This window comes from Rhizobium sp. PAMB 3174 (genome assembly GCF_052908375.1).
On record NZ_CM128608.1, the window covers coordinates 2,824,745 to 2,851,710 of the forward strand.

The 26,966-nt window shown below is 62.8% G+C and carries 19 protein-coding genes, 1 tRNA gene and 1 pseudogene; 14 read left to right on the forward strand and 7 right to left on the reverse strand.

Translation table 11 applies throughout. The features are described 5' to 3' along the window. Nucleotides 1-134: 134 nt before the first annotated feature. Both ACU5AY_RS13600 and ACU5AY_RS13605 read left to right on the forward strand, forming a co-directional pair. A complete protein-coding gene (locus ACU5AY_RS13600) occupies nucleotides 135-1,886 on the forward strand; it encodes a sulfotransferase (RefSeq protein WP_446826626.1) in 1,752 nt (583 codons plus the stop codon). Nucleotides 1,887-2,069: 183 nt separating this feature from the next. Beyond that, entirely contained in the window at nucleotides 2,070-3,461 is a 1,392-nt protein-coding gene (locus tag ACU5AY_RS13605) for an MFS transporter (protein ID WP_446826627.1), read from the forward strand. A 6-nt stretch (nucleotides 3,462-3,467) separates the two neighbouring features. Here ACU5AY_RS13605 and ACU5AY_RS13610 read toward each other — a convergent pair whose 3' ends face one another. Together ACU5AY_RS13610 and ACU5AY_RS13615 are read right to left on the reverse strand one after the other, a co-directional pair. Next, complete coding sequence (locus ACU5AY_RS13610; RefSeq protein ID WP_446826628.1) at nucleotides 3,468-4,190, reverse strand: RlmE family RNA methyltransferase; 723 nt, start codon at nucleotides 4,188-4,190, stop codon at nucleotides 3,468-3,470. Further along, on the reverse strand, nucleotides 4,187-5,734 hold the full coding sequence (locus ACU5AY_RS13615) for a Ppx/GppA phosphatase family protein (RefSeq protein ID WP_446826629.1): 1,548 nt from the start codon (nucleotides 5,732-5,734) through the stop codon (nucleotides 4,187-4,189). The genes ACU5AY_RS13610 and ACU5AY_RS13615 overlap by 4 nt, the downstream gene beginning before the upstream one ends. A gap of 306 nt (nucleotides 5,735-6,040) precedes the next feature. On the opposite strand from ACU5AY_RS13615, the gene ACU5AY_RS13620 reads away from it, so the two are divergent. Both ACU5AY_RS13620 and ACU5AY_RS13625 read left to right on the forward strand, forming a co-directional pair. Continuing rightward, nucleotides 6,041-6,114, forward strand: a tRNA-Gln gene (locus ACU5AY_RS13620). A gap of 192 nt (nucleotides 6,115-6,306) precedes the next feature. Beyond that, nucleotides 6,307-6,600, forward strand: a pseudogene (locus ACU5AY_RS13625) (DDE-type integrase/transposase/recombinase); the annotation flags it as partial. Nucleotides 6,601-6,837: 237 nt separating this feature from the next. Here ACU5AY_RS13625 and ACU5AY_RS13630 read toward each other — a convergent pair. Then, complete coding sequence (locus ACU5AY_RS13630; protein WP_446826630.1) at nucleotides 6,838-7,626, reverse strand: MauE/DoxX family redox-associated membrane protein; 789 nt, start codon at nucleotides 7,624-7,626, stop codon at nucleotides 6,838-6,840. A gap of 54 nt (nucleotides 7,627-7,680) precedes the next feature. Here ACU5AY_RS13630 and ACU5AY_RS13635 point away from each other — a divergent pair, with 54 nt between their 5' ends. The 8 genes from ACU5AY_RS13635 (at nucleotide 7,681) to ACU5AY_RS13670 (ending at nucleotide 18,034) form a co-directional block, all read left to right on the forward strand. After that, entirely contained in the window at nucleotides 7,681-8,085 is a 405-nt protein-coding gene (locus ACU5AY_RS13635; RefSeq protein WP_446825941.1) for a MerR family transcriptional regulator, read from the forward strand. A 188-nt stretch (nucleotides 8,086-8,273) separates the two neighbouring features. After that, on the forward strand, nucleotides 8,274-8,984 hold the full coding sequence (locus ACU5AY_RS13640; RefSeq protein ID WP_446829021.1) for a response regulator: 711 nt from the start codon (nucleotides 8,274-8,276) through the stop codon (nucleotides 8,982-8,984). Then, nucleotides 8,977-10,320 (forward strand): ATP-binding protein, encoded by a 1,344-nt coding sequence (locus ACU5AY_RS13645; RefSeq protein WP_446826631.1) that lies wholly within the window; start codon nucleotides 8,977-8,979, stop codon nucleotides 10,318-10,320. The genes ACU5AY_RS13640 and ACU5AY_RS13645 overlap by 8 nt, the downstream gene beginning before the upstream one ends. 83 nt (nucleotides 10,321-10,403) lie before the next feature. After that, nucleotides 10,404-12,077, forward strand: a complete 1,674-nt coding sequence (locus ACU5AY_RS13650; protein WP_446826632.1) for an efflux RND transporter periplasmic adaptor subunit — start codon at nucleotides 10,404-10,406, stop codon at nucleotides 12,075-12,077. A 7-nt stretch (nucleotides 12,078-12,084) separates the two neighbouring features. After that, complete coding sequence (locus tag ACU5AY_RS13655) at nucleotides 12,085-15,237, forward strand: efflux RND transporter permease subunit (RefSeq protein WP_446826633.1); 3,153 nt, start codon at nucleotides 12,085-12,087, stop codon at nucleotides 15,235-15,237. Between the two features lie 17 nt (nucleotides 15,238-15,254). Continuing rightward, nucleotides 15,255-15,629, forward strand: coding sequence for a hypothetical protein (locus tag ACU5AY_RS13660; RefSeq protein ID WP_446826634.1), 375 nt, complete (start codon nucleotides 15,255-15,257; stop codon nucleotides 15,627-15,629). Nucleotides 15,630-16,264: 635 nt separating this feature from the next. After that, nucleotides 16,265-17,224, forward strand: a complete 960-nt coding sequence (locus ACU5AY_RS13665) for a transglutaminase family protein (protein ID WP_446826635.1) — start codon at nucleotides 16,265-16,267, stop codon at nucleotides 17,222-17,224. Then, entirely contained in the window at nucleotides 17,225-18,034 is an 810-nt protein-coding gene (locus ACU5AY_RS13670) for a transglutaminase-like domain-containing protein (RefSeq protein ID WP_446826636.1), read from the forward strand. It abuts the gene before it with no gap. Nucleotides 18,035-18,109: 75 nt separating this feature from the next. On the opposite strand, the gene ACU5AY_RS13675 is transcribed toward ACU5AY_RS13670, so the two are convergent. From ACU5AY_RS13675 to ACU5AY_RS13690, 4 genes are all read right to left on the reverse strand, one after another. Then, entirely contained in the window at nucleotides 18,110-19,513 is a 1,404-nt protein-coding gene (locus ACU5AY_RS13675) for an O-antigen ligase family protein (RefSeq protein WP_446826637.1), read from the reverse strand. Continuing rightward, nucleotides 19,513-21,654, reverse strand: coding sequence for a GumC family protein (locus ACU5AY_RS13680; protein WP_446826638.1), 2,142 nt, complete (start codon nucleotides 21,652-21,654; stop codon nucleotides 19,513-19,515). The genes ACU5AY_RS13675 and ACU5AY_RS13680 overlap by 1 nt, the downstream gene beginning before the upstream one ends. A 232-nt stretch (nucleotides 21,655-21,886) precedes the next feature. After that, on the reverse strand, nucleotides 21,887-23,149 hold the full coding sequence (locus tag ACU5AY_RS13685; RefSeq protein WP_446826639.1) for a glycerate kinase type-2 family protein: 1,263 nt from the start codon (nucleotides 23,147-23,149) through the stop codon (nucleotides 21,887-21,889). Nucleotides 23,150-23,268: 119 nt separating this feature from the next. Continuing rightward, a complete protein-coding gene (locus tag ACU5AY_RS13690; RefSeq protein ID WP_446826640.1) occupies nucleotides 23,269-24,090 on the reverse strand; it encodes a hypothetical protein in 822 nt (273 codons plus the stop codon). A gap of 220 nt (nucleotides 24,091-24,310) precedes the next feature. Here ACU5AY_RS13690 and ACU5AY_RS13695 point away from each other — a divergent pair, with 220 nt between their 5' ends. After that, entirely contained in the window at nucleotides 24,311-25,660 is a 1,350-nt protein-coding gene (locus ACU5AY_RS13695; protein ID WP_446826641.1) for a glutamine synthetase family protein, read from the forward strand. Nucleotide 25,661: 1 nt separating this feature from the next. Beyond that, nucleotides 25,662-26,966 carry an NAD(P)/FAD-dependent oxidoreductase gene (locus ACU5AY_RS13700; RefSeq protein ID WP_446826642.1) on the forward strand — a complete coding sequence of 435 codons (1,305 nt, stop codon included), beginning with the start codon at nucleotides 25,662-25,664 and terminating at the stop codon, nucleotides 26,964-26,966.

Here is a 26,966-nt window from a genome sequence, read left to right on the forward strand (position 1 = left end):
GAACCTTGCAAGAGATTCTTGGAAGTTGGCGAGGGCTGGTAACATGTTCATGACGCGAAGGGAAGAAGGCCGGCAATTTTTCTGCACGCGCTGTCCGGTTCGGACTAAAACAATAGAGCAAACCGGGATTCGCAATGTCATTGTCCATCGATAAATCGCTCTCCAAGGCCGCAAAGCTCGCCCGCGCCGGCGACCTGCAGGCTGCATCGGACATCTACCGCGATGTGCTGGAGGCCTTTCCTGCCAACCGCCGGGCGCGCCAGGAACTCGATGCGCTGAATGCCCGCCGCCCGAAGGAGATGCCGCCCCGCGCCGACTACGACAGGCTGGTCGCCATGTATCAGCGCGGCATGCTGAGGGAGACACTGCAGGCGGCCACCGCCATGGCCGCTCGCTATCCGTCCGCCTTCATCATTCACAACGTCCTCGGCCTGACCCAGGCCGGACTTCAGAACTGGACAGCCGCCATCACCAGCTACGAGCGCGCCCTGTCCCTTAATCCCAGGGCCCCGGAAATCCTGACCAATCTCGGCATAGCGCTGGAGAAGACGGGCAATATTTCCGGTGCGATCGACGCACACCGCAGGGCCCTCGCCATAAGTCCCGGCTTTCTCGACGCCTTCAACAATCTCGGCCTGGCGCTCGCCAGAGCGGGCCAACACGATGAAGCCGTGGGCGCCCTGGAGAAGGCGCGGCAGCTTCAACCGGATGCAGCGGACACCAGACGCAATCTGATTGGCGTGCTTGAAGAGCATGGAGCATGCCTGATGCAGCTCGGCCAGGCTGCAGCCGCCAGCAAGGTCTTCGCCAGAGCCATCGAACTCGGCTCGGACAAGGCCGCGACCATGCTCGCCTATGTGCAGGCGACGAAGATTGCGCCCAATGATCCCTTCCTCGCCCGCATGCGCTCGCTGGCGGCGGACGGGAAGCAGGATGAAGACAGCGCCATATTGCTTCATTTCGCGCTCGCCAAGGCAGGGTTCGACATCAGCGACGATGAGCACGCGTTCGAACACTTGATTGCCGGCAACGGGCTTCGCAAATCCCAAATCGGCTATTCGTTCGACACGGACCGGCAGCGCTTCGAGGACATCCGAACCTATTTCGAGATCACCGCTCCATCGCAACCGACTTACACCGACGAGCTCGGCTTCACACCCGTTTTCATCGTCGGCATGCCGCGATCGGGAACGACGCTGGTCGAACAGATTCTTGCCTCGCATTCGCAATGCTTCGGCGCCGGCGAACTCAGCGATCTGGCGACCATCGCCGCCGAGACGCCATGGTATACCGACGAACGACAGGTCGAGACGTTCCGCGCCATCCGGAGGGAATATGCCAAGGCGGTCAGATCCTTGACCGACAAGCCGTTCGTTACCGACAAGATGCCTCTCAATTTCCGGCTGATCGGCTTCATCGCCAATGCCTTCCCGGAAGCCAGGATCGTTCACCTGCGACGCTCTGCGGAGGCCGTCTGCTGGTCAAACTTCCGCCGGCCATTCACGGCCAGGGGCATGGGCTTTGCCTGCGACATGGAGGATATCGCCCGCTATCATGGCCTCTACGCGGATCTGATGGCGTTCTGGCGCGACCGATATGCAAACGCGATCTACGATCTCGACTACGAGGCGCTGACCGAAAAGCCGGAAGAGGTCATCCGGCAATTGCTTTCCCATGTCGGGCTCAGCTGGGACAGCGGGGTTCTCGACTTCCACAAGAGCGCGCGCATCGTGCTGACCGCCTCGGCGCTGCAGGTACGGCAGGAAATCTACAAGGGCAGCTCCGAGGAATGGCGGCCCTATGCGGAGTTCCTGGCCCCTATGCTGAAGATACTTAACGGCAGGCCAGCCCCTTCCACAACGCCGCAGGAGAAGCAACGACCATAGGCCATGTGCACATCTGCGAGCGGAACGGCCTAATGCAGCCGTGGATACGATGGCTGGCAAGGCATGGCTCCCGTCAGCAACCAATCGCGACCACAACATTAAATTCATAAGCCAGCCATTCCATTTTCCACAACTTCCGCTACTTTCGCCTCAGCTTCTCAACACTGTCGATCCCGTTCTCCCATGAACCGCTCCATTCCGCTGATCCTCGCCGTCGCCCTGTTCATGGAGCAGATGGATTCGACCGTGATCGCGACGGCGCTGCCGGCCATCGCCCACGACCTGCATGTCGAGCCGATCACGCTGAAGCTGGCGCTGACCTCCTACATGGTGGCGCTCGCCACCTTCATTCCGGTCAGCGGCTGGATGGCCGACAAGTTCGGCGCCAAGCGGATCTTCCGCATCGCGATCGCCGTCTTCATGCTCGGCTCGATTGCCTGCGCCTTCTCCGGCAGCCTGCTTGCTTTCGTCTTCTCGCGCTTCCTGCAGGGCATGGGCGGCGCGATGATGACGCCGGTCGGCCGCCTCGTTCTCCTGCGCACCACCAAGCGCAGCGATCTCGTGTCCGCCATGGCGCTTCTCACCATACCGGCGCTGATCGGGCCGTTGACCGGACCGCCGGTCGGCGGCTTTCTCACCACCTATCTCTCCTGGCACTGGATCTTCTGGATCAACATTCCCTTCGGCATCGTCGGCATCTGGGTCTCCGGCCTTCTGCTGCCCGATATTCCGACGCGCGGAACGCCGAAGCTCGACATCCGCGGCTTCCTGCTGATCACCGTCACCACATCCGGCATCGTCTTCGGCCTGTCGGTAATCAGCCTGCCCGCCCTGCCGACAGCCGTCGGCATCGTGGCGACGCTGGCGGGTTTCGCCAGCGGCATCGCCTATGTCTTCCACGCAAGGCGGCATCCGGCGCCGATGCTCGACCTCAAGCTCTTCGACAACAAGGTCTTTCGCGCGGCGGCATCAAGCGGCACGATCTTCCGGATATCGACCGGCGCCGTTCCCTTTCTCATGCCGCTGATGCTGCAGATCGGCTTCGGCCTCAATCCGTTCCAGTCCGGCATGATCACCTTTGCCGGCGCGATCGGCGCGATCATGACGAAGTTCATCGCCAAACGCGTCTATGCCGCGGCCGGCTTCAAGGCGACGCTGATCACAGCGGCCATCACCGCCTCGATCGCGACGGCGGCCAACAGCCTGTTTACCGCCACGACACCCTATGCCGTGCTGTTCTGCTTCCTGCTGATGACCGGCTTTTCGCGGTCGTTCTTCTTCACCGGCAACAATGCGATGAGCTATTCGGAGATCGAGGACGACCGGGCGAGCCAGGCAACGTCGATCTCCTCCGTCCTGCAGCAGGTAAGCCTCGCGCTCGGCGTCGCTGTGGCGGCGATGATCCTGGAGACGTCGACCTATTTCCGCGGGCAAGCGCTGTCGGTCTCCGACTTCCACCTCGCCTTCCTGCTGATTTCCATCTGGTCGCTCTGCGCGATCGTGCCGATCCTGAAGCTACCCGGCGATGCGGGTGCCGCAGTTTCGGGCCACCGGCGTCCGGCGGCGGGGGAATAGCCTAGGCTACTCTTCCTCTGCGCCGTCCTCTTCGTCCCGACGACCCTTGAAGCCCTTGGCGAGCAGGAACATCTCGACGGATTCCGAACGCGACGCGCCCGGCTTTACATGCACGACCTGCCGAAAGTTCTTCTTCAGGAAATTCAGGAGATCACGCTCCGTGCCGCCCTGGAAGGTCTTGGCGAGAAAATGCCCGCCTTCAGCCAGCACCTCGACCGCGAAATACGCGGCCACCTCGCACAGATGCATGGTACGCAGGTGATCGGTACGGTGATGGCCGGTCGTCGGGGCCGCCATGTCCGACATGACCAGATCGGGCGCGCTGCCGATCGCGTCCAGGAGCTTGGCCGGCGCCTCGTCGTCGAGGAAGTCGAGCTGCAGGATCGTGACGCCGGGGATCGGCGCCATTTCCAGGAAGTCGATCGCCGCGACGCGGATGTCATCCTGAGTCGAATTGGTGACCTTGGCGGCGATCTGCGACCAGCTGCCGGGTGCGGCGCCAAGGTCGATGATGCGCTTGGCACCCTTCAGAATCTGATGCTTCTCGTCGATCTCCAGAAGCTTGAACGCCGCACGGGCGCGGTAGCCCTCGAGCTTGGCGCGCTGGACATAGGGATCGTTGATGTGGCGCTCCAGCCAGCGGCGCGACGAGGCCTTCAGCTTCGTCTTCTTGACCTTCTGGCCGATCTTGCGGCCGGTGCGATTGCCGCCTGTCGGTGGTTTCGTCATCCTTGCCGTCCGCCATTCCTGGGAGTGTTGAAGCGTTTGTTGCGGTGGCGGCGCCAGGCGCCGTCATCGGCCATCATGTCGGTGAGCAGGCCTTCGCGCAGACCACGGTCTGCCACCCGCATGCGTTTCGACGGCCAGCGGCGGCGGATCGCCTCCAGGATGGCGCAGCCGGCGAGCACGAGATCGGCGCGGTCCGGGCCGATGCACGGATTGGAGGCGCGCGCATCGAAATTCCACGAGAGGAGCCGCGCCTGCATGGCGGTGACATCGTCGTCGTGCATCCAGAGGCCATCGACGCGGCGGCGGTCATAGCGCGGCAGGTCGAGATGGACGCCTGCGAGCGTGGTGACCGTGCCGGAGGTGCCGATCAGGTGATAGTCGACGGCATCGTGGCCACCGACCGGCGGCGGGCATTCGAAGCGCGACAACATGCCTTCGACCTCGTCGACCATGGCGCCGAACACTTCCGGAGTGACGTCGCGGCCGCCGTGCTTTTCCGACAGCGTGACAACGCCGACCGGCAGCGAGGTCCAGTGGGTGATGTGGTTGGCAAGCCGGGTCGAGCGCCGGTCCGTCACGTTGATGACGGCGATTTCCGACGAGCCGCCGCCGATGTCGAACAGCACGACCGACCGCGCGTCACGCTCGACCAGCGATGCGCAGCCGGAAACGGCGAGCCGCGCCTCGGTCTCGCGATTGATGATTTCGAGTTCGAGGCCCGCCTCGCGCTTGACGCGTTCGAGGAACTCGACGCCGTTTGCGGCGGACCGGCAGGCCTCGGTGGCGATCAGCCGCATCTTGCGGATCTGCTTGGCGGCGAGCTTGCCGGCGCAGATGCGCAGCGCCTCGACCGCGCGGTCCATCGCGTCCTCGGACAGCCGTCCGCTGGCAGCGAGACCTTCGCCAAGGCGGACGATGCGCGAGAAGGCATCGACGACGCGAAACTGGCCCGGACGCCCGGGCTGGGCGATCAGCAGGCGGCAATTGTTCGTTCCGAGATCGAGCGCGGCGTAGAGATGCGACGGAAAGGGAGAAGCGTGAGCCGGACGTGGGGTCTGGCCGGGCCCGCGCGACGTCGACGCGGCAGCGGGTGCGTCGGACACATCAGGCCTCGGGCTTGCGGCCGGACCGTTCATCGCGACCGGCGTATGCGCCGGCAGCAGCGGACGGCCCTGCAGCCCACGCTTGTGACGGTTCTTCTTGCGGTTCTTGCCGGAAGGCCCCTGCCCCTGGACCGGCTGCAGCGCGGTGGAAACGACCAGTTGATCGGCGGTTTCCGGCCGGGCGCCCGGCGGCTTCTTGCCGCGCGAACGTCGCCGCTTCTTGCGCTTGTGCTGCGTCTCCGCTGCATCCAGGCTCTGGACCGGGGTCTGGCGTTCTTTCGGCCCGTCCTGGCCGGAATGCTCCTGAGACGGCCGTCGCTTCCGGTTCTTCGACCGGCGGCTGCGACCCTGGCCCTGCTCCGAGCCAGGAGGCTCCGCATGACCGGCATTCACGAACGCCCCGGCGATTGACGGCTTTTCGCCGCTCTCGGGGTCTCTCACGTGTTCAATTCCAGTTACGCCGCGCTCGCCAAGTCTTCTAAGAGGGAGCTGCAGGCGCTCGTTTGATTTTCGTTGGGAACGACAATATCAGGGCCGCACGGGATCGCCAACCGCTTTTTCGCGCGGGATCTTCGAGGCACCGGAACGACGGCCAACAGCACCACTTCAAAAAAAATCGTTTTGGGTATTTGCAAGCGCAATCGATTTGGTTATAAGCCGCCCACGAAGCGGACACGGTCGCCCCGGCGACACTTAAAAGTCTACCCGTCCGCTTTGCCAGTCGAGGCTAAGCCGCCCGCGACATCTTGGGGAATAGGTTAACGGTAGACCCACGGACTCTGACTCCGTTAGTCCTGGTTCGAATCCAGGTTCCCCAGCCAACCTCAGTAAATTCCTGATAAAAAAGACTTTTCCGCCCGTTTGGATCCCGTTTTGGCATCATTGGCGGTGTGAATAGCCCGGAGATTTGCGGGCATCTTCTTTCCTGATTTTGAGGCAAGAAGCCTCTGAAGAGCAAATCGAGTTCAGCGACGAGTTCAAGTACAATGCGTTGGGCCGGATCACCCCGAGGGCTTGCCGGCATCAAAGCTGATAATCGGCCACAAATGCCGTCCCGGCATCCATGACGGCAGACCGCCGTTGTCATCAACAACACACCGGATCTGCAATTCGACGTCGAGGCTACGGACAAGGCATAGGCCGCAGACATCACCCCCCCTGATCCGGACCGCCGCGGTCTCGCTTGTCTGGCCGCCATCATCGATCTTTACTCCCGCCGGGTCCTTGGCTGGTCGGTGCAGCACCGTCAAAGCACCAGTGTCGTGCTGCAGGCATTGCTGATGGCTGTCTGGCGGTCCAAGCCGAAGGGCAAGCGCATCAGAAGCGGAATGCCGTCGCCTGCCGAGTGCGAAAAGCAGCAGAAACCGAACCCCGAGGAGGTCCACAATACGCAGGCCCATTCAGCCGACGGGTGATGTCACTCACTTGGCCCGAACCGCAAACGCTATCCTACCTGTTGAGAACAGCACGCCTCCAGACACGACCAGTTCCGATCGTTGCCGGGAAGCCCTTTTTACCAACTGAATTGGCGCGCAATGCGAACCCTACATCGCGTGGCCGCCAAGCAGTCCCGCAGACATTACGGCCATCCAGATCGCCATCGCCACCATCATCAGGTTCTCGGTCAGCGAGATGAAGCCCAGCGGGACATTGCTCGATCCGCCGACGCAGGCGCATTTCAATTCACGGCGGTCGACATACACCGCCTTGAAGACCGAGGCTGCGCCGACCGTGCCAATGAACAAGGCGACCGGAACCGAAAGCCAGTTGAGCACGCCAGCGACCATCAGCACCCCGGCAAACGCCTCCGCATAGGGATAGATATAGCTGTACGGGACCCAGCGCTTGGCGAGGAGGTCATAGTTCAGGAACATGGTCGAAAAGCTTTCCACGTTCTGCAGCTTGAGCAGTGCGAGCACCACCATGGAGAAGGCGATGAACCATTCTGCGGCGCGAACCGTGAAGGCATCGCCGTTGACGGCATAGCTCGCGGCCAGCGCCATCAAGGCGGTCAAGGTGAAGAGCACTGCAACAGGTCGGTAACTTGTTGCTTTGGGGTCGACAACCTTCTTGCCCAGGAACCTCCTCAAGTCGTCATGCCCGCCGATCCGCTCGCCGCCTATGAATATCTGCGGCGTGGTGGCGACCCCGTGTTCCTCTTTGAACTTGTCCGTCTCCTCACGGGATTTGAGGTGAATATCCTCCACCTCGTATCCGGCCGACTTGAGCAGATGCGTTGCCTTGAGGCCGTACGGGCATGTGTGCTCAGGCATCACCATGCGGTAAATCGTTGCCTTCCTGGCCTTATGGTCCTGATGAACGCTTTCCAACATTTCACGATCTCCTTTCTCTTGTGAAACTGTTGGCAAGACCATACGTTCCGTACCATAGTACGGAGTCAAGACCCCATGGACATGACAATCGGAAAATTTGCCTCGGCTGGCGGCGTCGGCGTGGAGACCGTCCGGTTCTACCAGCGGCGTGGGCTTTTGCCGACGCCGAAGGGCGGCGATGGAACAAGGCGGTACTCAGGTGAAGATCTCCGCAGACTGAAGTTCATCAAGCAGGCGCAGACTGCCGGCTTCACCCTTGACGAGATCGGACGGCTGCTGGCGCTCGATGCCGGCCATGATCGGGAGGCTGTCCGCGCGCTCGCAGGCGCACGGCTCGAGGCGCTCAATGCGCGGATCACGGAGATGGAAGATGCGCGACGCTCACTCTCACGGTTATTGGGAGAATGCGCATCGGGCACGTCGGGCCCCTGCCCCATCCTGCGGTCCTTCGGGGTATGACCTGCCGATCGGGCGACTGGCGTAACGTCCTTTGTCGACTGACAAGGGACAATACAACAATCGCCAAAGCACACTCGAGCCGAGGCGCCGAGTGTGCAACAATCTGTTACCGTGGCGAAACAGTACGGCTGAGGAACTGCGCCTATTTGTAGAGCAGCAAGGTGCACGGGGTGGAGGGTAAATTGTCTTTGGATGCTCCGGTCGAGATCCTGATTGTGGATGATGACGGCCAGATTCTCGCTCTGGTCGCGAAGTTTCTCAGGGCAAACGGCTTTCGCGTTCACACCGCACGCAACGGCGCAGAGATGAATGAAGCGTTGCGTCGCGCGACCGTCGATCTCATCGTTCTCGACCTGATGCTTCCGGGCAAGAACGGGCTGGAGCTCTGCCGCGAGTTGCGCCGCTCGTCGTCGGTCCCCATCATCATGCTGACCGCCAAGGGAGACGAGACCGATCGCATCATCGGGCTCGAAGTCGGAGCGGACGATTACCTTCCCAAGCCTTTCAACCCGCGCGAACTCCTGGCACGCATCAGTGCCGTCCTGCGTCGCACGCGTTCCGACGACACACAATCGAAAAGGCGCAACGGCCGAGCGTTCGAATTTTCCGGCTGGACTTTGGACACGTTGAAGCGTGAACTGACCGCGCCCAATGGCGTGGTGGTTGATCTCTCCACAGGGGAATACGATCTTCTTACCGCCTTTCTGGAAGCCCCGCAGCGTGTGCTGACCCGCGAGTTTCTGCTCGATGCAGCGCGCAATCGCACCATCGAAGGCTATGACCGTTCGATCGACGTGCAGGTCAGCCGGTTGCGACGCAAGCTGGATCTCACCGGAGACATGATCAAGACCGTCCGCGGTGCCGGATATCTCTTTGCATCGGATGTCGCGCGTGTCTGATCGGCGATGGTGGCGTTCCTTCGACAGTCTGAGGCTCAGAACAGCGATCGTTGTTCTTTTCGGCATCACGATCGTGCACTTCGCCAGCCTTGCGACCTATCAGTACAGCCTGGAACAGGAGCTCGACCTGGCGAACGAGGCTCGGCTCGCCGACCAGCTCCTGAGCATCAAGAGAGCGGTGCTGCGCGCACCTGAAACCGAGCGGGAAAGCGTGGCACACGACTTTTCGGGAGGCTCGATCGATGCCCATTGGGGGCCCACTGCCTATGCCACACCCGACGAGAGCGGCTCCGAGCAGTGGCGAGGCCTTGATGACCGGCTGCGCAAACTGGCGCCGGAGATCGCAGAAGACGGACTGGTCATCGGGGCAGATCTTCAGGCTGGCAATGACCCGCATCTAGCGACCGTCTCGATGAAATTGCCGGACGAGACCTGGGTCAACGTCAATCTGGTATCCTGGCAGCGCAGGCTCCCTCCCCCTCGAGGTTTACTCGTGTCGACGAGCCTTATGGCGATCGCAGCGATTGTCGCCTCCGTCCTGCTGGTCAGATGGTTCACCCGTCCCCTGACAGTTGTCGCGAACGCGGCACAGGATTTGTATCGAGGCCGCACGATCGTCCCCATCAACGAGACCGGACCGCGCGAAGTGGTCGAACTGGCCGCCGCCTTCAACGACATGCAGCGACGCATCGGTCGTCTGATCGAAGACAGAACTCAGGCATTGGCGGCAGTGTCCCACGACCTGAAGACACCGATCACCCGCCTTCGGTTCAGGGCCGAGGATCTTGCAGACGTCGAGGTGAAGGCGGCCATGACGGCGGATCTGGTCGAGATGGAGCACATGATCGACCAGACGCTGTCCTATCTGCGTGGTGACCGAAGCGACGAAGAGATCAAGCCGCTCGATGTCGTCGCCATTCTGGAAACGCTATCGGACGACGCCTCCGATCTTGGGGCTATCGCAACGCTTGGCGGCGCAAGCCACGCAATCGTCCAGGGTCGACGGCTCGCCCTCAAGCGTGCCTTCTCAAACCTCATAGACAATGCGCTCAAATACGGCGAGCAGGCTGACATCAACGTGACAGATCAGGAAGATAACGTCATCGTTACGGTTCGCGATCGGGGGCCTGGAATCGAGGAGGCGGATATCGATCGCGCGCTCTCGCCGTTCGTCAGGCTGGAGCCCTCGCGAAACCAGAAGACGGGCGGCTTCGGCCTGGGCCTGCCGATCGCGAAGGCGATCATCGAGGGTCATCAAGGCACTTTGACGCTCGGGACCCACAGCGACGGAGGACTGATCGTGACCCTGGTCCTGCCGAAACACCCACCCTCCTGAAACATTCTGTTACACAAGCGCAATCCGCAGATATGCGGGCTGCGGTAAATCCAGCCGACTCAAACTGATTTGGTTGGTTCAACATGGTCGAACGATTCGCCCTTCCCCTATTCGCCCTCGCCGCAACGCTGGTGTCCTTCATTGCCAGCCCCGCGGTCGCCCATGAAGGACACGACCACGGCGCGCCCCCGCCACCGGTCTCTGCGTCTATTGCGCCGCGCGCCGACGCAGCAACGGCCGATCTTGAGTTGGTGGCCGTCGCCCGTGGCGAGCAACTCTGGATCTATCTCGACAGTTTCAGGGAAAATCAGCCCATCGATGGAGCGTCGATTGAGATCGACGGGCCCGCCGGAACGTTCACTGCCGAGGCGGTGGGCGACGGGGTCTATATGGCGCAAGCCCCTTTCCTCGCACAACCCGGCACGTTCGATCTGGCAATGACGGTCATGGCGGACGACGTTTTCGACGTGTTGACGGCTTCCCTGGTTATGCCTGAAACGGGAAGCGCTGCCCCGCCGAAAAACCATCCCTCGACGTCTCTGGTCAGTGCTGCATGGGCGCAGGATATTGGCGCACACCTGCAGCGGCAGCCAATCGGCATCTGGCTCGTCGGTGCGGGCGGCCTGGTCGTCGGATGGCTCCTGGCCACGCTGTTGCGCCGACGCGGCACCGCAGCGGTTGTGATCGCTGCCGCCGGTGCCCTCGCCCTTTCTGGCGCAACGGGCGCGGAAGCGGCTGACCCCTCGCCGTCTTCCGTCGTTGGACGGGATGTCGCCCAACGCTTTCCTGACGGCTCGATCTTCGTGCCGAAGGCGACACAGCGGATCCTGGCCATCCGCACGCAGTTCACGGAATTTGAAGCTCATCCGGGAACACTGGAACTGCCCGCACGCGTCATCCCGGACCCGTCTGCCTCAGGCTATGTCCAGGCCTCCGTGTCCGGCAGGCTGTCGCCGCCCCCAGGCGGATTTCCCCAGCTCGGCACCCGTGTTTCCGCCGGCGATGTCCTGGCCCTGGTCCAGCCTTCGATTGGCGCCGTTGACCTGACCAGCCAGCTTCAGCAGGCACACGAACTTGATCAGGAAATCGCGCTGGTCGAACGCAAACTGGAGCGTTTCAAGCGACTCCAGTCCGTGATCGCACGCGGGGAGATCGAGGATGCGACCCTCGAACTGAAGGGATTGCGGGCGCGTCGCTCGAGCCTTGAAAAGTCACCAACCGCCCCCGAGAAGCTCACGGCGCCCGTCTCCGGTGTCGTCGCTGCAGCACAGGCGGTGGCGGGCCAGATCGCCGAACCGAATACGATCATCTTTCAGATCATCGATCCGGCCCGGAATTGGGTGGAAGCCCTGAGTTTCGAAGCACATTCCATCGACGGGACCGCGCAAGGAAAATTCATGGACGGCGCAAGCGCCGCGCTCACCTATCGCGGTTCCGGCCTCGCGGATCGCAATCAGGCCATCCCCGTGCATTTCAGCATCGAGACAGCTCCGGCGGGCGTCCGTGCCGGGCAGTTGCTGACAGTTCTCGCCAATACGGCAGAGGAACGATCCGGCATTGCGGTCCCGCGCACAAGCGTGTTGCGGGCGTCAAACGGCCAGTCGCTGGTCTACGAGCACACGAACGCGGAGCGCTTCGTGCCGCGCGAGGTGCGAACCGAACCTCTGGATGGTGAACGCGTGATCATCGTGTCCGGTGTCGAGCCGGGCAAGCGGATCGTGACCCAGGGCGCCGAACTCCTCAATCAGATCCGCTGAGACGCCGATGTTCAACTTTCTCGTCACCCAGTCGCTGAAGAACCGCCTTTTCGTCCTCGCGATCGCCGCCGTGCTGATGATCTACGGCGCATTCACGGTCACACGCCTCCCCGTCGACGTGTTTCCGGATCTCAACCGTCCGACCGTGACGATCATGACAGAGGCCGAGGGCCTTGCGCCGGAAGAGGTCGAGCAACTTGTCACCTACCCGCTGGAAGCGCAGATGAACGGACTGCCGGGGGTCACCCGCGTCCGCTCGACCTCCGGCGTCGGCCTTTCTATCATCTATGTCGAGTTCGACTGGGACACCGAGATCTTCCGCAACCGCCAGCAGATCGCCGAGCGACTGTCCCTCGTTCAACCGCAGCTGCCGGCGAATGTCGTGCCCCAAATGGGCCCGGTGAATTCCATCATGGGCCAGATCATGCTGATTGCCGTGACGGGCCCGGAGACCGTGTCGCCCATGGACCTGCGCGAACTCGCGGACTTCACCATCCGTCCGAGGCTGCTCAGCATTCCGGGCGTGGCCCAGGTCATCCCCATCGGCGGCGAGGTGCGGCAATATCGCGTCTCGCCGAATTCCGCGGCCATGCGGGCGCTGGGCGTGTCCTTCGAACAGATCGAGCAGGCACTCGCCCAATTCGGTTCCAACACCGGCGGCGGATTCACCGACCAGTACAGCCGCGAGTTCCTGATCCGCAATGTCGGCCGCACACAGAACCTGGATGATCTCGCCGGGATCGTCGTGGCGACGGTCGATGGCCAAGCGGTTACCTTGCGCCAGGTGGCTGATGTCTCGTTCGCATCCCGGTTGAAGCGTGGCGACGCCGGATATCAGGGTCAGTCCGCCGTCATCGTGTCAGTGGAAAAGCAACCGAATGTCGACACCGTCAAGCTGACACGCGAGGTGGAGGCAGCACTCGCCGAGATCAGCGCCACCATGCCGGAGGGCGTGAAGGCCGACCAGATCCTGTTCCGCCAGGCCAACTTCATTGAAACGTCGATCAGCAACGTGCAGAAGGTTCTGCTCGAAGCCATCGTCGTGGTCGCCATCATTCTCTTCGCGTTCCTCCTGAACACGCGCACGACAGCGATATCGCTGACCGCCATTCCCGTCTCGATCCTTGTCACGGCCATCGTCTTTCACCTTCTCGGATTATCGATCAACACAATGACGCTGGGCGGGCTGGCGATTGCCATCGGCGAACTTGTCGACGACGCTGTCGTCGACGTCGAGAACATCTTCCGCCGGCTGCGCGAAAACAGGGAAAAGGGCAATCCGCGCTCCGTCTTCGACGTTGTGGTTTCCGCCAGCCAGGAAGTTCGCTCGGGCATCGTCTATGCGACGATGATCATCGTTCTCGTCTTCGTTCCGCTCTTTGCGCTCTCGGGCATCGAAGGCCGTCTGTTCGCGCCGCTCGGACAGGCCTACATCATCTCGATCCTGGCATCGCTGGTGGTTTCGATCACCCTCACCCCGGTCATGGCCTACTACCTGCTGCCGAGCCTCAAGCGGCTGGACGAGCATGAAGGCGTTATAGTGCGCGTTCTCAAACGCGCAAACCGCCGGCTGCTCGGCTGGTCGTTCGCCCATCCAAAGATGCTGATGTCGGCGACGCTCGCCGGCGTCGTGGCCGCCGTGCTCTTCGCTGGGCAGTTGCCGCGCTCCTTCCTGCCGCCCTTCAACGAAGGGACACTCACGATCAACATGCTCTTCAACCCCGGCATATCGCTCGCGGAAAGCCACCGCGTGGGATTGATTGCCGAGAGACTGATCATGGAGGTGCCGGAGGTTGAACAGGTCGGACGCCGGACAGGCAGAGCGGAACTCGACGAACACGCCGAGGGTGTTCACTCCTCGGAAATTGAAGTGGCTTTGCACGCCGAGGGACGACCGAAGGACGAGATCATAGCGGACATCCGCTCGCGTCTCTCGGTCCTGCCGATCGCCACCAATGTCGGGCAGCCGATTTCTCACCGTCTCGACCACATGTTGTCGGGCGTGCGCGCCCAGATCGCACTCAAGATCTTCGGCGAAGATCTCGATTCCATCCGAAGCTTTGCAGAGGAGTTTCGCGGGAAGCTCGAGGCCATTCCGGGCATTGTCGACCTGCAGGTCGAAAAACAGGTCCGCATTCCGCATCTCGAAGTGCTGGTCGATTACCGGCGTGCGGCGCTTTACGGCATCCAACCCGCTGCCGTCACCGAGCAGCTCGAACGTCTCTCGAACGGGACTGTTGTGTCCCGGATAGTCGACGGCAACAAGCGTTTCGACGTCGTCCTCCGTCTGGAAGACGACATTCGCAGCACCAAGGGGCTGGCCGACCTTTTGATCGAAACGCCTGCGGGATGGATCCCGATCAGCCAGATCGCCCAGGCCCGCGAAACCGACGGCCCGAACCAGATCCTCCGGGAAAACGGCAAGCGGCGCGTGGTCGTGCTCGCCAACACGGACGGCGCAGCCGACATGGCGACCGTGATTGCCAATATCCGCGAGGTCATCGCGACCACAAAGCTGCCGCCCGGCTTCTTCGTCAGCCTGGAAGGGACGTTCCAGGCCCAGGAAGAATCCATGCGCACCATCGGGCTGTTGTCGCTCATCTCGCTGGCGATGGTCTTCGCCATCCTCTACTCGCGCTATCGTTCCGTGCTCTTCGTGTCGATCATCATGGCGAGCGTTCCGCTGGCACTGATCGGATCGGTCACGGCGCTGTGGATTGCCGGACAACCGCTCTCGGTCGCCTCCATGATCGGCTTCATCACCTTGACGGGCATCTCGACACGCAACGGCATCCTGAAGATCAGCCACTACATCAATCTGGCGATCCAGGATCACATGCCCTTCGGCAGGGACCTTGTGGTGCGCGGCTCCCTCGAACGGCTGACGCCGGTCTTGATGACCGCTCTTTCCGCTGGCGTGGCACTGGTACCGTTGATGATCGATGCGAGCGCGCCGGGCAAGGAAATCCTGCACCCGGTGGCGATCACCATCTTCGGCGGACTCGTTACCGCCACGGTTCTGGATACGGTCCTGACACCGACCCTGTTCCTGCGCTACGGCCGCAAACCCCTGGAGCGGCTGGTCGAACAGGCGCGGGCACAAGCCGCACAGACAAGCTCCCGAGACCCGCAAGCCGGTCAGCCTATTGAAGCATTTTGATCCTTAAAGGAGTTCCCATGCGTCGCAGTCTTTTTGCACTCACCCTGATCGCATCCCTGGCCGCAGGCCAGGCCTACGCGCACGCCCCTCGTCCCGGCCCGAATGGCGGCGTGAAGGTCGATGCCGGCGCCAACCATCATGTCGAACTGGTGGTTGGCGGCACCGATCAGGTCACCGTCTATCTGTTTGACAGCGCCGACCAGCCTGTGCCAGCCGCAGGCTATGCCGCCAGCGCGATCCTCCTGGTGGATGGTGCCGCGCAGCGCTTCGCACTGACGCCGGGCGAAGGCAACAGCCTCGTGGGCATCTACCCCGTCGCGATCCCGAGCGGAGTGAAGGGCGCCATCAAGATCACGGCGCCCGACGGCTCGACTGCACAGGCGAAATTCTGACGTTCCGACGTTGTGCTTAGCTGCCTCGACGAAGCCGTTTGATGCGATGAATGAAACATGCTGGAGGGGCTCCTCATCTGAAGTCGCGCCTCTCCACCTGCGGAAATCGCTACCGTTCTTCCGCCACGTTGAGGTCAACCCAAAGCAAGAGCCCTTGTTACCGAGGCGATCATAGACTACTCCCGCGATATCCATCCTTGAGCAGCTTTTAAAAAATGCTGCGGACGCATCATGATTGCGTGATCGCCCCGACTATTGCGCGAAATCCTGTATGGGCGGCGGTCTGCGCCTTGCCAGAACCGCAATTGAGGCGCACTCTGCCTTATCGGCGGCACTTGAAACGGGCGCTGCCGACGGGGGATGGTTTCCTTCGCCCCAAGCCAGGGAGGACGCGATGTCTTCCGTTGCCCATAATTTTCAGATGACTGCGCGTGCGAACGCGATGGATATTGCGATCGCCACACGGGGCTTCGGCGTACTTGCGCCCACATGCGCGGCAGACGGGAATTGGTGAGCATCCGTTCGGCCTGTGACATCTCCGTCGCCGCGCTTACCCGCAGACGCTTTTCCGGCACCGCGAAGCCCAGGCAGACCGGCAATGAATTTTGCCGTGCCTATACGGTCGAGAGGATTGCATGACAATCTTCTCGGTCCGGCATATCACGGCCTATCACTATCTGAGGCCGGTGCATTTCGGACAGCACCGGCTGATGTTCAGGCCGCGCGACAGTTTCGACCAGACGCTGCTCAGCTGCGAGCTTGAGGTTTTCCCGCAACCGGATGCGGTCCGCTGGATCCACGACGTATTCGGAAACTGCATCGCGCTGATCGACATCGCCGCGCCGGCGCGCGAATTGCGGATCGAGACTCTCGTCCGCCTGGATCACACGCCGCATGTGCCCCTCGACATCGATGCGCGGGCGCTGCGTTTTCCGGTCGTCTATGACGAGGAAGAGGCGCCGGATCTCGCCTGCAGCATGGCCCGGCACCATCCGGACAAGGACGACACGGTCGGAAAGTGGGCGAGCCAGTTCGTCGCCTTCGGACCGAAGGCGCTGGCGGGACATGTGCTGATGACGCTGTGCTACGCAATCCGCGAGAGCTTCCGCTATTCCAGGCGCAGCGAGCACGGCGTCCAGACGCCGCAGGACACCTTGCGGCTGCGCAGTGGATCCTGCCGCGACTTCGCGCTGCTGATGATGGAGGCGGCCCGTTCGCTGGGCCTCGCCGCCCGCTTCGTCACCGGCTACATCTACGTGCCCGACCGGGACGGCTCGACGACGCTTGGCGGCGGCTCCACCCATGCCTGGTGCCAGGTGTATCTGCCGGGCGCCGGGTGGGTCGAATTCGACCCCACCAACGGCATCGTCGGCAATCGCGACCTGATCCGCATCGGGGTTGCCCGCGACCCGCGGCAGGCCATTCCGCTCTCCGGCAGCTATGACGGCGCGCAGGAAGACTTCGACCGTATGCAGGTACAGGTCAACGTGACCACCGAAGACGCTATCACCCAGGACGGCGGCACCAACGGGCATGCCACGGAAAAGCCCATCCGCCAGTCCAGCATGGACCCCATTCCAGAGGAACAAGACTAGATGAAGATAAGGGCCGGTTTCCAGATTGGATTCGAATGCCAGAACTACACCCCGATGCTGCTCGTTCTCAACGTCGCACCATCGCGCCGGGGCGATCTCCTGACCGAACAGACGCTGAGCTTCGACCGGCCGATCGACGTCTGGGGCTATACCGACGGCTTCGGCAATGCCTGCAACCGCATCGTCGCGCCGCCGGGGCTGACCACCATCTCCACCGCGTTCGAGATCTACGATACCGGCCTGCCCGATCCGATCCCCGAAAACGCTATCCAGCACGACATCAGTCACCTGCCCGACGCCGTGCTCGTCTACCTGCTCGGCAGCCGCTACTGCGACACGGACCGGCTGGCGGACTTTGCCTGGAAGACCTTCTCGAACACGCCGCTCGGCTGGCCGCGGGTGAAAGCCATTCTCGACTTCACGCACAACCGCATCGCCTTCGACTACATGAAGGCGGACCCGTTCAGGACCGCCTTTGGCGGGTACACGGACCAGACCGGCGTCTGCCGGGACTACGCACATCTCGCCATCACGCTGTGCCGCTGCATGAACATTCCGGCCCGCTACTGCACCGGCTATCTGGGCGACATTGGCGTGCCGCTGGACCACAATCCGATGGACTTCAGCGCATGGTTCGAGGTTTATCTCAGCGGCCGCTGGTACACCGTCGATGCCCGCCACAACAAGCCACGCATCGGCCGCATCCTGATGGCGACGGGGCGCGACGCGACCGACGTGGCGCTGTCGACGGCATTCGGGCCGGCGCTTCTCAAGCGCTTCGACATCTTCACCGACGAGATCGCCGCCTGAGACAGGACGGCAGGCAGCAAACCACGGTTTGATCCGTCAAGGATCAGGCGGGTGACCGGTTGGCTTGTCAGTCGTTCATCCGTCATTACCTGCTTTTCCACCATGACCTGGTAGGCGGGCCATGACTGCGAATATCCAGAACAGGAAGCCGAGTTCGGCGGCGGAGATATTGGCAAAGGGGATCTGAAAGAGGAACCCGCACCCCAGTCCGCCCAATATCACCGCGCGCAGGTCCTTGTCGCGCAACGCCGTCAGCGGCATGCAGGCAGCCGCCCAGATGAAGGCGGCCAGGCAGAATATTCCCACAACAATCCCCATCACCTGCCAGCAGGCGATGAGCATGCCATCCACGGGCATGGTCCCGGCCACACCGGGGTCGTCATTGGAGAAGCCGATACCGGCCAGTGAGCTGTTGGGGGTCTCCCAAAGGGTCACGAATTCGTGCAACCGTTCCTGAAAGCTCCCGTCCTGGGTGCCTTGCGAGAATGTTTCCAGACGCTTGGATATCGCATCGTTGAACTCGGGAACGAGAGTGGCCGAAAACCCGGCCAAGAAAAGCATTGCAATGATGAAACCGCTGCGAAAGCGCGTCGTCGAAAACAGCATGCAGAAGAGAACGCCGATCGCCAGCGACAGCCACGCGGTGCGGTATTGCGACAGCATGAGCCCGACGCTCGCCGGCGCGACCGAGATGATCGCAAACAAAGGCGGACGGAGAAAGCTGACAAGCAGAATGCCGACCGCCGTGAAGGTCGCGAAGCTTGCCGGACCGTTCATCGTGCTGAAGACGCGCACTTCATAGGGCACCGGAAGACCGACCGATGTGATCTGGGAGAAGTTCATCCAGTAGCCGTCCCAGCCCGGCACGAGGAAGTACTGGACCATGCCGTAAAGTCCCATCACCGGAATGGCAATGGCAAACATCGACGCGGCGGCCTCGAGCAGACGCTCGCGGTCTCCCGTCTCGATCAGCACCATGGCATAGAACAGCGGCGCCAACCACTTCACAGCGCCCGACGCGGCATCGAAATAGGCCCCCTTGAAGAGCGTCATGAAGCATGCGTATGCCACGCAGATCAGCACGACGGCGATCGGCCCATGCCCCTTTTCGAGCGGACTGGACCGGCCGTCCAGGAAGGGGAATAGGCGCGGGATCGGCACCAGCATGGCCGCCAGCGGACCGATCAGCATGATGCCCTTGCCATCATAGCCGACATAATAGTCGACGACGCGACGGGCAAACGGCGCAAAGCAGAACAGCATCACGATTGCCTGCAGATGGGCCTCCGGGCTTTGTCGCCACGCATACCAGCCAACGCCCACGCAGCCGACGAGGAAAAGCGGCCTGGCAAGGCTTCCGGCCACCGGCGCCATGGCCAGCACCATGATCAGCAAGGCAACAGCCGCCAGCCAGCCCGGCGGCACAGCCTTGGGCATGTCACTGCTCGCCGAAGCCACGTCCTGGCCTGAAAGCGCCATCACACCAACTCCCGCCCGCGCTTCGGATCACTGCCGACGGCGATGTCGAGCAGGCTTGAGATGGGCGCGTCGGTGACGATTTCCGCCACCACGTTGATGCCCATTCCCTGGAGGCGTTGCAGCAGCGCGACCGTCTCCTCCGAGCCGGCCTCCTTTTCCGTCGTACAAAAGAGGGCGCAATCGGCCTGCCTGGCAAGAAGGCCGGCGCCGATGCCCTGTTCGAGAGGCGGGCTGTCGAAAAGCACGAGGTCATAGATGCCGACGGCCTCGACGAATGGTCCGATCGCAAAGCCTTCCAGCACGCTGTCGGGATCGGCTGTGCCGCGGCCGGCGCCAATGACATCCGGCCCCTGCGGGGTTCGACGGACGGTCGAGTCCGGCTCAAGATCCATGGTGAGCGTTTCGAAAAGGCCCGGACCGGCGGAGACCCGCTGCGTGCGAGCCGACTGCACCGGCCGCAAATCGGCGTCCACGACAAGCACCCTGTGACCCAGCTGGCTCGCCCGGATTGCCAGCATCAGCGAAATCAGCGTCCGGCCCTCTTCGGGAAATGCGGAGAGAAGCGTCACCATGCGCGGCGCATCGGCACGATCGTCGCCGATAATGCCTTCGACGAGGGCGCCCAGGGCTTCGCGCATGGCGGGATCGGCGAGCGCAAAACCGGCCCGCGCCAGCGCATCGCCGTCCGGCAGGCGCAGCCGCGGCAACCGGATGACGACCGGAGGTTCGACGAGACTATCGCCGGCAGGCGCGGGAATCGGCTGGCGGATGGCTGTCTGCCGGTTGCCGCCCGCGAGATTGTCGCAGACCAGAGCCGAAACCACCGCCATGACAAGAGCCAGCGCAAACCCTCCGGCGAAGAAGGGCGTGGTCTTCGGAAAGTACCGGCTTGTCGGCAGCACCGCCTTGCTGACCAGCCTCAGGCGACCGAGCGCCGAAAGGCTGTCGGCTTCCAGCCTGTTCTTCTGGACGGACAGCGTATCGAAGCGTTGCTTGCTGAGTGCCAGTTGCCGCACTGCGTCCTCGATCGAGGTTTCGGCCGAATTCGCGTCGGCGGCACCGGTCTTGGCCGTGTCGAGCTGGGCCTTCAGGGAATTGACGATATCCTCCGTCACCTTCAGCTGCTTTTCGGCGTTGGCGGAAATCCGCTCGAGTTCCTGGCGAAGGGCGGAGCGCAAGGTGTCGGCACGAATTTCGAGCGCCCGCAATTGCGGATGGCGAGGGCCAAGCGCGGCCGCCGCCGATTGCGCTTCGGCCTCGGCCGTTGCGAGCTGCTGCTTGAGATCGGCAATCGAGCGACTGTTCTCGTCGCCGGTCAGCAGGGTCACGCTCTCGATATTGCCCTGCTTGGCCGCTTCCATGATGCCGATCGCCCTGGAGCGGTCCGCCTCTGCCTTTGACAGCTGCCCGAGGATCGATGTCAGCCGCTCCGCGCTCACAGTTGCCTGCGCGCCGCTGACGAGACCGTTGTTGTTGCGAAAGGCTTGAACCGTGGCGCTTTCGCGCTCGATTTCACCATTGATCTCCTTGAGCTGCGCCGTGAGGCTGTCGATGGCCATCTGGCGGGACCTTGCAAGCTCTTCTCTATGCTGTGCGAGCATGGCCTCGACCAGCGCATCCGCCATGATGCGAGCCGTCTGCGGATCCGGGGAACTGTAGGATGCCGCAATGACACGGGAACGGCCGGACCCGCTGACGGAATATCTCGATTGCAGATAGGTGATGGCGTCCGACGTACCTGAAGCGAAGCCACCGCAGTCCGTCTCTTTCAGGCCCAGGAAGCCTGTCGAAGCGCGGCACTCCGCAAGCGCCGCCGCCTTCGCCTCTGGTATTTGCAGAACCCTTTGCAGAACGGCCGGCGATTGGGAGATGTAGACCTGGCTTTCCATGTCGGAGGGATCGCCCGCGTTCAGGGCATCTCCCGACGGCACATCGAACACGCTCTGGGGCTGAACGATCGCCACCATTCCCGAGGCGACATAGGTGGATGGAATGAGGAAGAGCGCGACCATCACGGCCGCCCAGACGGAGATGAATACCGAGACGAACAGGACACGCCTTCGCCAGAGCGCCGACAGCGGATTTCCCGCCGACAGCATGCCCGGATCGAAAACAGGATTGCTACCCAAAAATCGGGTCATAGCGTGGCCCCGTCATCATGAAGCAACGGTCGTGTTCCTCTTCGCTCGAACCATGATCCAGGGCGCGCCTTACTTGACCGGCGTCCGCCGCGGCGCGCGCGCAGAGGTCACATATCCGGACGCGGAAATTCGTCCGAGAACGGAATTCCCTTATCGTCCAAGGACAAATATGGTGAATAAAGTCTAACGATCCATTAATGGCGATGCCTGCGGGCCCTGATCTGGCTGGTTGTCAGGTGATCAGGATGGCCCGGAAATCGTTGACATTGGTGAGCGTCGGGCCGGTAACGACCTGGCCGCCGATGCGCTCGAAGAAGGTGTGGGCATCGTTCTCGGCAAGGGCCTTGTCAGCACTGACACCGGCGTCTTTAGCTGCCTTCAGCGTTCCGGGACCGATGATTGCCCCTGCCACTTCCGCGGCGCCGTCCACGCCGTCGGTGTCGCAGGCAATTGCGTGGATGCCCTCGGCACCATCGAGCGCCAGGGCGAGCGCGAGGCCGAACTCGGCGTTCGGTCCGCCGACGCCCTGCCCTTTTCGGGTCACGGTCAGTTCGCCGCCCGACAACAGCAGGACCGGCGGGTCGCCCGCGCAGCGGCCGGCCTTTATCTTCAACGCCTCTGCTGCCTGCGTGGCCGCGACCTCGCGGGCTTCCCCCTCCAGTGCGTCGCCGAGCATGCGGACCTCGACACCCGCCGCACGAGCGAGTTCCGCCGCCGCCTCAAGCGACTGCCTCGGCGCGGCATAGATGACATTCTCCACCCGTGACAGCCTATCGTCGTCCGGCGCGACAACGCGGTTCGGCTTCTCCAAAGCGGCGAGAACACTGTCGGGAACAGACACATTCCATTTTTTCAGGATCGCCAATGCGTCATCCTGCGACGACGCGTCGCCAACGGTCGGGCCGGAGCCGATAAAGGCCGGATCGTCACCGGGCACGTCGGAGATCATCAGGGTCAGCATGCGGGCCGGCCAGGCCGCGGCGGCCAGTTGCCCACCTTTCACCCGGCTTAAATGCTTGCGCACGGTGTTCATCCTGTCGATCGGCGCGCCGGAGGAAAGAAGCGCGGCGTTGACTGCCTTCTTCTCTTCAAGCGTCACCCCTTCGACGGGTGCGACCAGCAGCGCGGAGGCGCCGCCGGAAATCAGCGCCAGCACGAAGTCGCCTTCGCCTGCCTCGCTGACGAGATCGAGCATCCGCCGCGTCGCTTCGAACCCTGCTTCGTCCGGCACCGGATGGGCGGCCTGGACGATTTCTATCCCCTGGCAGGCGCGCTGATAGCCGTAGCGGGTGATCACCAAGCCCTCGCACGGCCCCCAAATGGCTTCCACCGCCTCGGCCATGCGCGCGCTTGCCTTGCCGGCGCCGACCACGATCACCCGGCGTTCAGGTTTCGGCGGCAGGAATCCCGCCAGCGACCGCATGGGATCGGCGACCTCGACGGCCTTGTCGAACAGCGTGCGCAAGAAGGTTTCCGGCGATGCAATGTCGGTCAATGGTCCCTGTCTCCTGCTTGGCGAATGCCGTTTCTCATTGTCCGGCAGCGCGTTGCGGCTTATGCTTCGGCCAGACTGGCACATGAGCCCAACGAAGCGCCAGCCCGTTGTCGCTGCTTTCAGCCCTGCCGCTCGTCCATGAAGCGTTGCAGAAGGGCAAGCTGCTCTTCGCGGTCGCGCAGGACGCAGGTCGGGCACAGGCTGCCGTCCTCAACCTTCACATAGCGACAGCACCCGCCGCGAAGCCGGAATATCTCGCTTGCATCGCCCTTGGAAGAGGAAACCCGCTCGAAGGCGAGCGCGCCGTTGGCGAATGGAGAACCTTCGGCCTTGAGGGTTGCATCGGCAAGCTCTGCCGCCCTTTCCTGATCCCCGTCCGACTTGCCGACATCGAGAAAGGCAGAGGCGATGGAATCGGCGGCGATCCGCCATTGCGGCCGGCGACCGAAGCCGGTTCTCGTTTTCAGCGCTTCGATGATCGGCGCCAAGGCGCGCTCCAACTCCGTCGCCGCGATATTTTCGGACACGGGCCGGATGGAGGCTTCCGTCACGCCGAGTTCGAGCCGGGCCGGCATTCCGCCTTCTCCGGATACGAGGTGCCATTTCAGGGCGTTTGGAGCGAAGACGGGGACGACGGCCTCGCGCAAAATAGCCGCTGCCACCGCAAGCGCATGGAAATAGCTGTACTGGCCGATGAGATAGGCCGCCTGCGTTCGCTGATCCATGCCGCGGGCGAAGGAGCGCTGGTAGGCCAGCAGCGTGGAGAGCGCCTCGGAGCCGGGATCGGCGAGGTCGGCAACGGTGAACCAGTCTCCGTCGAGGGGCGACCAACTCAGTCGAAGCGGCGAGGCCTCTCCAAGCCATGTCCATGCCCGGACCAGTTCGGCCGGCATGGTCTCTCCGCTTGAAAGTTCGGCAGTTGAGGCGTTGGCGTCCAGCATTCCACCCGCTTCGGATCGATCGGTTCTGCTGCGCGAGACATACACGCAACGCCGCGGATTGGCCAAAGATAAATCCGCACCGGATCGACGGACAGTGCCGCGCGCTTGCCACCTGCTGGGAAGAAACGCTAGATTTGCCCGGCGCGGGTCTGCCCGCTCCCATCCATTCCGCCTTTCCAATCCCGGAAAGCGCTCCGAACACCGGTGCCTTATGAATGCAATGACTGATGCCGAGACCTTCTTCCGGGACAATCCGGACATCGAGATCCTGGAGGCCTTCGTCATCGATGTGAACGGCGTTCCCCGGGGCAAGTGGATCCCTCGGGACCGCGCCCTCGACGTGCTCGAAAAGGGGATGGCGATCCCGCGCTCGGTCTACGCGCTCGACGTCTGGGGCCGCGACGTCAACGCCGCCGGCCTTGCCGAAGGCACCGGCGATCCAGACGGCATGTGCTTTCCGGTTCCTGGCACGCTGTCGCGCGTCACCTGGCTGCAAAGGCCGACGGCGCAGGTCATGCTCGGCATGAGGGATTCCGACGGCAAGGGCTTTTACGGCGATCCGCGCCAGGTGCTGGCGAACGTCCTGGAGAAGTACCGCAAACTGAAGCTGACGCCCGTCGTCGCCACCGAGCTTGAGTTCTACCTCATCGACCCGGTGCGCTCGGCGCTCGATCCCGTGCGGCCGCCGAATTCGCGCGAGGGCCGCTGGCAGAGCGGCCAGACGCAGGTACTGTCGATCTCGGAACTGCAGGATTTCGAGAATGTCTTTCACGACATCGCGATTGCCTGTCGGGCGCAATCGGTGCCAGCCGATACGACGCTGCGCGAAAACGGTCCCGGCCAGTACGAGATCAACCTCAATCATGTCCCGGATGCGCTGGAAGCCGCCGACAACGCGCTGCTTTTAAAGCGCATCGTCAAGGGCGTGGCGCGCAAGCACGATCTCGACGCCACCTTCATGGCCAAGCCCTACGGCCTGCAGGCCGGCAGCGGCATGCATGTGCATTTCTCGGTTCTCGACGAGAGCGGCAACAACATCTATGCCGGCGAGAACGGTCCGGCCGACACGCTGTTCCATTCCGTCGGCGGGCTGCTTGCCAACATGGGCGAGAGCATGGCGGTGTTCGCGCCGCATGCCAATTCCTATCGCCGGCTCAGGCCAAGCGAGCACGCGCCGACCTATGCCTCCTGGGGCATCGACAACCGCTCGGCTGCGGTCCGCGTCATCGTCGCCAGCAAGCCGGCGACGCGCATCGAGCACCGCGTGGCGGGCGCCGACACAAACCCCTACCTCGTGCTGGCGATGATCCTCAACGCGGCCCTTCTCGGCATGCGCGAAAAGATCCAGCCGGGCGGTGCGATTACCGGCGACGACCATGCGATCAGCCATGAGCCGCTGCCGACCAACTGGGACTATGCGCTTGGCAAGTTCGCCAAATCCGGTTTCGCCTATGCGACCTTCGGACCGAAGTACCGGGCGCTATACGCCTCCTGCAAACAGCAGGAGATTTCCGAATTCTCGCTCCGCGTGACGGATGTCGAATATGATGCCTACATCAGGACGGTCTGACATGAACGCACCGACTTCGCTTGCCAACAACCCGGGCCATGCCCCTTCCTGGTACGCCTCCAGCGCCAACGACAAGACCATCCGTCCAACGCTCGAGGGTGATGTCGAGACCGATGTCTGTGTCATCGGCGCCGGTTTTTCCGGGATTTCCGCCGGCCTGACGCTGGCCGAGCGCGGCTATTCGGTCGTCGTGCTGGAGGGCAGCCGCATCGGTTTCGGCGCCTCCGGGCGCAATGGCGGCCAGATCGTCAACGGCTACAGCCGCGACCTGAAAACCATCGCTTCCCGCTACGGCGAGGAGAAGGCGGTTGAGCTTGGCGCCATGTCGCTTGAGGGCGGCAACATTATCCGTGAGCGCGTTGAAACATACGGCATCGATTGCGACCTCAGGCATGGCGGGTTCTTCGCGGCGTTCACCGACAAGCAGATCCGCGAGATGGAGGCGCACAAGGCACATTGGGAAAAGCACGGCCATGACGGGCTGGAGATGGTCGCGAAGACCGACCTGCCGGGCATCGTCAAATGCGATCTCTACGCCGGCGGCATGGTCGACCGGCACGGCGGCCACATTCACCCGCTGAACCTGGTGCTCGGTGAGGCGCGGGCGCTGGAAAGCCTCGGTGGCCGCATCTTCGAAAACAGCCGGGCGACGGGCGTCGACACCGGCCCCTCACCCTCGGTGCGCACTGCAACGGGATCGGTCAGGGCGAAGTACGTGATCGTCTGCGGCAATGCCTATCTCGGCGAACTGCTGCCGCAGATCGGTAGCCGGATGATGCCGGTTTCGAGCCAGGTGATCGTCACCGAACCGCTGGACGAGGCCACCATCGCCAATCTGCTGCCGGCGGACTACTGCGTCGAGGATGCCAACTACGTGCTCGACTATTACCGCCGTACCGCCGACAACCGGCTGCTGTTCGGCGGCGGCATCGGCTATGGTGGGCAGGATCCGGCCAATATCGTCGCCAAGATCCAGCCGCATCTGGCCAAGACCTTCCCGTCGCTTTCAAGCAAGAAGATCGACTTTGCCTGGAGCGGCAATTTCGCGCTGACCTTCAGCCGCATTCCGCATATGGGCAAGCTGTCCGATACCGTCTACTTCTCGCACGGCGACAGCGGTCACGGCGTGACGACGACTCACCTGCTCGGCAAGATCCTGGGCGAGGCCGTGTCCGGCCATGCCGAACGGTTCGATGTGTGGAGTTCGCTGCCGAACTTCCCCTTCCCCGGCGGAAAGACTTTCCGGGTGCCGCTCACCGCGCTCGGCGCATGGTGGTACGGACTGAGGGACAAGCTCGGAATTTGA